Origin of the sequence: Mesorhizobium sp. M7D.F.Ca.US.004.01.2.1, assembly GCF_003997785.1 — a bacterium.
GTDB classification, from domain to species: domain Bacteria; phylum Pseudomonadota; class Alphaproteobacteria; order Rhizobiales; family Rhizobiaceae; genus Mesorhizobium; species Mesorhizobium loti.
In genome coordinates, this window is sequence record NZ_RZRQ01000285.1 from 1 (window position 1) to 7,616 (window position 7,616).

The 7,616-nt window shown below is 62.5% G+C and carries 5 protein-coding genes and 2 pseudogenes; 3 read left to right on the plus strand and 4 right to left on the minus strand.

Annotated features, from left to right (window positions below; all coding sequences use genetic code 11):
* A pseudogene (locus EN993_RS38015) lies at positions 1 to 174 on the minus strand (AI-2E family transporter); the annotation flags it as partial.
* 296 nt (positions 175 to 470) lie between these two features.
* Entirely contained in the window at positions 471 to 2,723 is a 2,253-nt protein-coding gene (gene parC, locus EN993_RS27580; RefSeq protein ID WP_127265338.1) for a DNA topoisomerase IV subunit A, read from the minus strand.
* Here parC and EN993_RS27585 point away from each other — a divergent pair.
* Together EN993_RS27585 and EN993_RS27590 are read left to right on the plus strand one after the other, a co-directional pair.
* A complete protein-coding gene (locus EN993_RS27585; RefSeq protein WP_126068768.1) occupies positions 2,679 to 2,948 on the plus strand; it encodes a hypothetical protein in 270 nt (89 codons plus the stop codon). The genes parC and EN993_RS27585 overlap by 45 nt on opposite strands.
* A gap of 102 nt (positions 2,949 to 3,050) precedes the next feature.
* Complete coding sequence (locus tag EN993_RS27590) at positions 3,051 to 4,241, plus strand: hypothetical protein (protein ID WP_127265339.1); 1,191 nt, start codon at positions 3,051 to 3,053, stop codon at positions 4,239 to 4,241.
* Between the two features lie 114 nt (positions 4,242 to 4,355).
* On the opposite strand, the gene aspS is transcribed toward EN993_RS27590, so the two are convergent.
* Positions 4,356 to 6,146, minus strand: a complete 1,791-nt coding sequence (aspS, locus tag EN993_RS27595) for an aspartate--tRNA ligase (protein WP_164757843.1) — start codon at positions 6,144 to 6,146, stop codon at positions 4,356 to 4,358.
* A gap of 196 nt (positions 6,147 to 6,342) precedes the next feature.
* Positions 6,343 to 7,101 (minus strand): DeoR/GlpR family DNA-binding transcription regulator, encoded by a 759-nt coding sequence (locus tag EN993_RS27600; RefSeq protein WP_127265341.1) that lies wholly within the window; start codon positions 7,099 to 7,101, stop codon positions 6,343 to 6,345.
* Positions 7,102 to 7,214: 113 nt separating this feature from the next.
* Here EN993_RS27600 and EN993_RS27605 point away from each other — a divergent pair.
* Positions 7,215 to 7,616: pseudogene (locus EN993_RS27605) on the plus strand (MFS transporter); the annotation flags it as partial.

Sequence of the window (7,616 nt, forward strand, 5' to 3'; positions counted from 1 at the left end):
CGCCGCCAGCACAGGAAACAGGAAGCCATGGAAGAAATAGACGCCCGCGGCGACGATCAGCACCAGCAGCCAGCGCGCCGCCGACAGCGGCGGAATGACGGCCGCCCGCAACGGCGTCGACAGGCCGAACAGGCGCTGCTGCCGTTCCGGTTTCTGGATTCTTGCTTCCTTCAAACGCCTGCCTCTCCCAAACACCCTTCCCTTCTATGCACTGATATAGTGCAGCAATCGTGACGATAGTCCAAATGGCTGGGGATCTCCCCTTGAGGGGGTTGAGGAGTGGTCCGCGCAGCGGACGGAAAGCCAACTGCTTGGCTTTCCGAACGACGAACGGCCGGCGGGCTAGAGGGGGTCGCCGCGCGTCGAGAGCCGACATCCTCTTTCAAAGGTAGAAGGTCGCGTCCAGTCGTACCGACCCCCTCTGTCGCCTTTTGGCGACATCTCCCCCTCGAGAGAGGAGATTAGCAGCGTCATCCAAATTTCCCCGTCCTCGGGAACCCCTTCGGAACCATGCGTCCGGCCGAGGCGCGGGCGCCGATCCATTCCGCCAGTTCCTCGCGCGACCGGGTGAAGGTGCGGTCGGCTGAATCCTGCCAGGAGAGGCCGCTCTCCAGCGTGAACGGCTTGAGATCGAGAAGGCCGCCGTCCTTGTATTTCTGCAGGCGTACACCCTTGCCGCGGCCCATTTCCGGAATCTCGGAGAGCGCGAACACCAGCATCTTGCGATTCTCGCCGACGATGGCGAGATGATCGCCGGTGACCGGGATGCAGCGCTTGGCTTCGTCCGGCGCCTTGACGTTCATTACCTGCTTGCCCTTGCGGGTGTTGGCGACGACTTCCTCCTCCGACACGATAAAACCATTGGCGTCATGCGAGGCCAGCAGCAGCTTGCGCTTCGGATCGTGAACGAAGGCGGTGACGATGTCCTGGTCGTTGTCCATGTCGACGATGATGCGGATCGGCTCGCCATGGCCGCGCCCGCCAGGCAGCCGGTCGGCGCCGATGGTGTAGAACTTGCCGCCGGTGGTGAAGACCAGCACCTTGTCGGTGGTCTGGGCGTGGAAGGCGAGCTTGAGGCTGTCGCCCTCCTTGAAGGTCAGCGTCGAGAGATCGGCCAGATGCCCCTTCATCGCCCGCAGCCAGCCCTTTTCCGAGACAACCACGGTGACCGGCTCGCGCTCGATCATGGCGTGCGCAATGTCGGTCAGATCATGCTCGGGCGCGTCGGCGAACTGGGTGCGGCGCTTGCCGAGTTCGGTCTCCGGGCCGAACTTGTCGCGGATGTTGGTGACTTCCCACCTGATCGTCGCCCACTGCTTCTCGTTTGAAGCAAGCAATGCCTCGATCTGCTTCTTCTCGGCGCTCAGGCCGTCGAATTCCTTGCGGATCTCGAATTCTTCAAGCTTGCGCAGAGCGCGCAGCCGCATGTTGAGGATGGCTTCGGCCTGGTTGTCGGTGAGCGACCAGCGGGCCATCATGACCTGCTTTGGCTCATCCTCCTCGCGGATGATCCTGATCACCTCATCGATGTTGAGATAGGCGATCAGATAGCCGGCAAGTATCTCCAGCCGTCTTTCGATCTCGCCAAGCCGATGTTTCGAGCGGCGGATCAAAACCTCGCGGCGGTGCTCGAGCCATTCCTGCAGCACGCCCTTCAGCGACAGCACGTTGGGCACCTTGCCGCGCGACAGGACGTTCATGTTGAGCGGGAAGCGGCTTTCGAGCTCGGTCAGCTTGAACAGCGATTCCATCAGGATGCCGGGGTCGACCGAACGGCTCTTCGGCACCAGCACGACGCGGACGTCCTCGGCGCTCTCGTCCCTGATATCCTCGAGCAGCGGCAGCTTGCGTGCCATCAGCAGCTCGGCGATCTTCTCGATTAGCCGCGCCTTCTGCACGCCATAGGGGATTTCGGTGACGACGATGCTCCAGGTGCCCCTGCCCTGGTCCTCCTGGATCCACTTCGACCGCACGCGAAAGCCACCGCGGCCGGTTTCATAGGCTTCGAGGATAGAGGCGCGGCTGTCGACGATGATGCCGCCAGTCGGGAAATCCGGCCCTTGGACGAAGTCCATCAACTTCGCCACCGTCGCGTCCCGGTGTTCGATCAGGTGAAGTGCCGCGTCGCAAAGCTCGGCCGCGTTGTGCGGCGGGATCGATGTCGCCATGCCAACCGCGATGCCGGACGAGCCGTTGGCCAGCAGATTCGGAAAGGCGCCGGGCAAAACCACCGGCTCTTCGTCTTCTTCGTTGTAGGTCGGCCGATAGTCGACGGCGTCCTCGGTGATGCCGGACAACAGTTCGGTCGCCACATCGGTCATGCGCGCTTCGGTGTAGCGCATGGCGGCGGCGTTATCGCCGTCGATGTTGCCGAAATTGCCTTGCCCGTCAACCAAGGGGTAGCGCATCGAGAAATCCTGCGCCAACCGCACAAGCGCATCATAGATCGACTGGTCACCATGCGGGTGGAACTTGCCCATCACCTCGCCGACGATGCGGGCGCATTTGGCGAAGCCTTGGTCAGGATTGAGCCGCAGCAGGCGCATGGCGTGCATGATGCGGCGATGGACCGGCTTCAGTCCGTCGCGCACGTCGGGCAGCGCCCGGTGCATGATGGTCGACAGCGCATAGGCCAGATAGCGCTCTTCCAGCGCCTTCTTCAGATCGACCGGCTCGATATGATCGCCACCGCCATTTTCAGGCGGCAAAAGCCTTTTTCCCATGGGCTGGGACTAACCGAGCGGGTGATTCGCAGCAAGGGGCAGGCCGACATACCGACCCTTCTGCAACATGAAACCATCCGCCAAGGGATGTCGACCAACATCAGCCTGTTACATGCGGGTTCTAAGGCCAAGCACGATGATATCAGGCAACCGGCTCTTCATGACAAATTCACCGGTTTGCGCAAAGACGGTGGGATCGAGTTTGCCTTTCACCGTGATTTTTGACCATTGTGCCGGGACACGCCTTTTTCCCGTCCAGTTCGTCGCGGAATGGTGATGGCGCAAAGAATTGAAAAACAATTTCAGCACACTCTCAGGGACCTTGCGATGACAATCAAACGCTCAACTCTTAGGAAATTCGCCCTTTCTACCTTTTTGCTCACCCTGCCGCTGAATGCGGCCCTCGCACAGGATGCGGCGGTTGCCGACCGGCTGAAGGCAGCACTTTCCGCCCAGGGCGTCGACATCACCTGGACCGGCGTGACCGGTGACAACACCAGCATGGTGCTGCAGGGCGTTGCCATCAAACCGGCGGCGGAGAAGGAAGCGCTCACCATCGGCGACGTCAAGCTCGAAGGCGTCACCGAGGCAAATGGCGGCTATGACATCGCCACCGTGTCGACGGCTGCCTTCGAACACAGCAAGGACGGCGTCACCCTCGATCTCAGCCCCTTCGTCATCCATGACATGACCGTTCCGGCTGACGGCGCCACCGGCCCGCTGGGCTCGCTGATGATGTACAAGTCCGCCGAACTCTCGAACATGACCGTCAAGGTTGCCGACAAGACCGCCTTCTCGATGGACGGGCTTGCCATCGAGATCACGCCGCCGGCGGACGGCAAGGCGATGGAATTCACCGCCACCACGGAAAAGTTCAACGCCGACCTGACGCTGGTCGACGATCCCAAGTCCAAGGAAGTCATCAACGCGCTCGGCTACCAGAACATCGCGGGCAATCTCGAGATGGCCGGCACCTGGCAGCCTTCGGACGGCAAGATGGAACTGTCGAAATACGACATCTCCGTCGAGAATGCCGGCACGCTCGGCATGACCTTCGATCTCGGCGGCTACACGATGGACTTCATCAAGTCGCTGCAGGAAATGCAGAAGAAGATGGCGGCACAGCCCGAAGGCGCCGACAATTCGGCGCAAGGCATGGCCATGCTCGGCCTGTTGCAGCAGCTTTCGTTCAACAGCGCCTCGATCCGCTTCGACGACGATTCGCTGACCAACAAGGTGCTGGACTATGTCGGCAAGCAGCAAGGCATGTCCGGCAAGGACATCGCCAACCAGGCCAAGGCGATCGTGCCGTTCGGCATGGCGCAGCTCAACAATCCCGAGCTGACGGCACAGGTCACGGCCGCGGTCGGCAAGTATCTCGACGATCCGAAGAGCCTCGAAATCTCGGCCGAGCCGCCGGCATCAGTGCCGTTCGCGCTGATCATGGCGGGCGCCATGTCCAACCCGCTCGACCTGCCGAAGACGCTCGGCGTCACCGTCAAGGCCAACGAAGACTGATCGAAGCGATCTCAATAAGCGAAAAAGCCCGGCAGCGATGCCGGGCTTTTTTATGGGATTAGCGAATCGAAAGAATCGGTTCGGGCGGTTCTCTAAAGCATCGCCCGAGCGTGGTCAGGCGTCCTTCTTGGGCACAGCAACGCGCAGTGCCAGGTCGCGAAGCTGCTGCGGGCTCGCTTCCGAAGGCGCGTTCATCAACAAATCATAGGCCTGCTGGTTCATCGGGAACATGGTGATCTCGCGCAGGTTCTTCGCCCCGAGCAGCAGCATCACGACGCGGTCGACGCCGGCGGCCATGCCGCCATGCGGCGGCGCGCCATACTGGAAGGCGCGGTAGAGGCCGCCAAAGCGCTCTTCGACCGTGGCGCGGTCCAGCCCGACCGTCTCGAACGCCTTGACCATGGTTTCGGGCAGATGGTTGCGGATACCGCCGCTAGCGATTTCGAAGCCGTTGCAGACCATGTCATACTGGAACGCCTTGATGCCGAGCAGGTCCTCGCCATTCAGCGCATTGATGCCGCCTTGCGGCATCGAGAACGGATTGTGGGCGAAGTCGATCTTCTTCTCTTCCTCGTTCCATTCGAAGAACGGGAAGTCGACGATCCAGCACAGTTCGAAACGCTCGCGGTCGACAAGGTTCAGCTCCTCGCCGGCGCGCGTGCGCGCAGCCCCCGCAAAGGAGACGAACTTCTTCGGATCGCCGGCGACAAAGAAGGCGGCGTCGCCATCGGCAAGGCCGAGCTGAAGGCGGAGCGCCTCGGTGCGCTCCTCGCCGATGTTCTTGGCCAGCGGGCCGGCGCCTTCGAGCTTGTCGCCCTCCTTGCGCCAGAAGATATAGCCCAGCCCCGGCTGCCCCTCGCCCTGCGCCCAGGAATTCATGCGGTCGCAGAAGGCGCGGCTGCCGCCGGTCTTTGCCGGAATGCCCCACACCTCGGCCTTCGGGTCGTTGGCCAGGATGTTGGCGAACACCTTGAAGCCGGAATCGCGAAAATGATCGGAGACGGCCTGCATCTCGATCGGGTTGCGCAGGTCCGGTTTGTCGGAACCGTATTTGCGCATGGCGACATCATAGGGGATGCGCTGGAATTTCTGCGTCACCGGCTTGCCGTTGGCGAAGGTTTCGAAGACCCCGCGCATGACCGGCTCCATGGTCGACAGCACGTCGTCCTGCTCGACGAAGCTCATTTCGAGGTCGAGCTGGTAGAATTCACCCGGCAGACGATCGGCGCGCGGATCCTCGTCGCGGAAGCAGGGCGCGATCTGGAAATAGCGGTCGAAGCCCGACACCATGATCAGCTGTTTGTACTGCTGCGGCGCCTGCGGCAGCGCGTAGAAGGTGCCGGGATGGATGCGCGACGGCACCAGGAAGTCGCGTGCGCCTTCCGGCGATGAGGCGGTCAGGATCGGCGTCGAGAATTCGGTGAAGCCGACATCCGTCATGCGCCTGCGCATCTCGGCGATGATTTTTGTCCGCGCAATGATGTTCTTGTGCAGCGTCTCGCGGCGCAGGTCGAGGAAGCGGTATCTCAGGCGGATATCCTCGGGATAGTCCGGCTCGCCGAACACCGGCAGTGGCAATTCCTTGGCCGCCGACAGCACTTCGATCTCGCGGGCGAAAATCTCGATCTCGCCGGTCGGCAAATTGGCGTTGGTGGTCTCGGGCAAGCGCGCCTTGACCTCGCCGTCGACGCGGATGACCCATTCGCCACGCACCGTCTCGGCGACCTTGAAGGCCGGCGAATCCGGATCGGCGACGATCTGGGTCAGGCCATAATTGTCGCGCAGGTCGATGAAGAGCAGGCCGCCATGATCGCGCACGCGATGCACCCAGCCCGACAGGCGAACGGTCGAGCCGACGTCGCTCTTTCTCAACTGGGCACAGGTATGGCTGCGGTAACGGTGCATTGTCATTGGTAAAGTCCGGGGTGCTGGGTTGCGGGCCGAGGCATCACGGCCCGGCCCTGAAAATTTGCGCGAAAAGCGCATGGGAGGCCTGATTTGTCAAGGCAAGCAGGTCGCCTGCGCTTCTTTCGCCTTCAGCCCGGGACTTCGGCCGAACCCGAAACCAAAGTGCCGTGACCGGCCCCGTCTCGCCCCACCCTCATGCGAAGTGGATTTCGGCGCCTTGACGTTCGAAATCCGCAAGGATTGCGGCCGGTGCAGTCTTTTCGACCACTAGATGGCGGATCGCCTCTGCCCCGGCGACGCGGTAGGGCGCCGCGGTTGCCAGCTTGTCGCCGGTCACGGCGACGACAATGCCGGCGCAGTTCCGAGCCATGGCCCGCTTGACCTCGGCCTCGGCCGGATCGAACGCCGTTACGCCACGCGCGGCGTCGAGACCGCATGAGCCCAGGAAGAACAGATCGGCGCCGAGCTGCGCGACGGCGGCCAGCGTATCGGCGCCGACGCAGGTCCCGAGGTCGCGGACGAACCTGCCACCCAGCACGATCAGCTCGACCAATGGGTGATCGGACAGCGCCGAGGCAACGCCGAGCGAATTGGTGGCAATTGTCAGCTCGAGGTCGCGGGGAATGGCCCTGGCGAGAGCGGTGTTGGTGCTGCCGCCGTCGATAAAGAGGGACTGTCCAGGGGAAAGCAGCGCCACAGCCGCGCTCGCCAACCGCATCTTCTCCTCAACGGCGTGACCGCCGCGCAGGCTGATGGGAGCATCCGCAAACGGCGCCGATGCGACCGCGCCGCCATAGACGCGGCGGCATTGACCGGACTTCGCCAACTCCCGCAGATCGCGGCGGACGGTGTCCTCCGAGACGCCGAAGCGGGTCGCCAGTTCGCCGGCCAACACACTTCCCTCCGCCGCCAGGCGGTCGCGGATGATTCGATGCCGCTCATCGGTCAGCATTGCATGATCCTGTTTTGCTTGTGCACGTTCTTGCATGTTATGCACGTTTATGCAAGGAAGGGCCTGCCCGACTGCCGGACAAAGCCAGTCTCTCTTCCTTTGAAAGCACCGCGATGAGCCTTGGCCTCAACCTTGCCCCCCAACATCGCGTCTATGCCGGGTTCGCGATCTATTCCTTCGCCATGGGCAACATTTTTCCGCGGCTGCCCGACATCAAGCACGCCATGAACATCGAGGATGGCACCCTCGGGCTCAGCCTGATCGGAACCCCGATCGGCACCTTGACAGCGCTGACGCTGGCGACGCCGCTTCTCGAGCGCGTCGGCTTCCGCCGCGCGCTGCTTGTCCTGGTCCCGCTGGTGGCGCTTGCCTATGCCATCGCGGTGCATGCGCCGGGCCCGCTTGCGCTTTTCCTGATGCTCTTTCCCGTCGGCCTGATGATCGGCAGCGTCGAGATCATGCTCAATGTCGAGGCTGACCGGACCGAATTCCTGGTCAAGCGCCGTATCATGGAC

Bases quoted from the DNA above. Each gene is read 5' to 3' on its own strand.
- parC (WP_127265338.1), bottom strand. From the start codon at position 2,723: ATGGGAAAAAGGCTTTTGCCGCCTGAAAATGGCGGTGGCGATCATATC.
- EN993_RS27590 (WP_127265339.1), top strand. From the start codon at position 3,051: ATGACAATCAAACGCTCAACTCTTAGGAAATTCGCCCTTTCTACCTTT.
- aspS (WP_164757843.1), bottom strand. From the start codon at position 6,146: ATGCACCGTTACCGCAGCCATACCTGTGCCCAGTTGAGAAAGAGCGAC.
- EN993_RS27600 (WP_127265341.1), bottom strand. From the start codon at position 7,101: ATGCTGACCGATGAGCGGCATCGAATCATCCGCGACCGCCTGGCGGCG.
- EN993_RS27585 (WP_126068768.1), top strand. From the start codon at position 2,679: ATGATCGCCACCGCCATTTTCAGGCGGCAAAAGCCTTTTTCCCATGGG.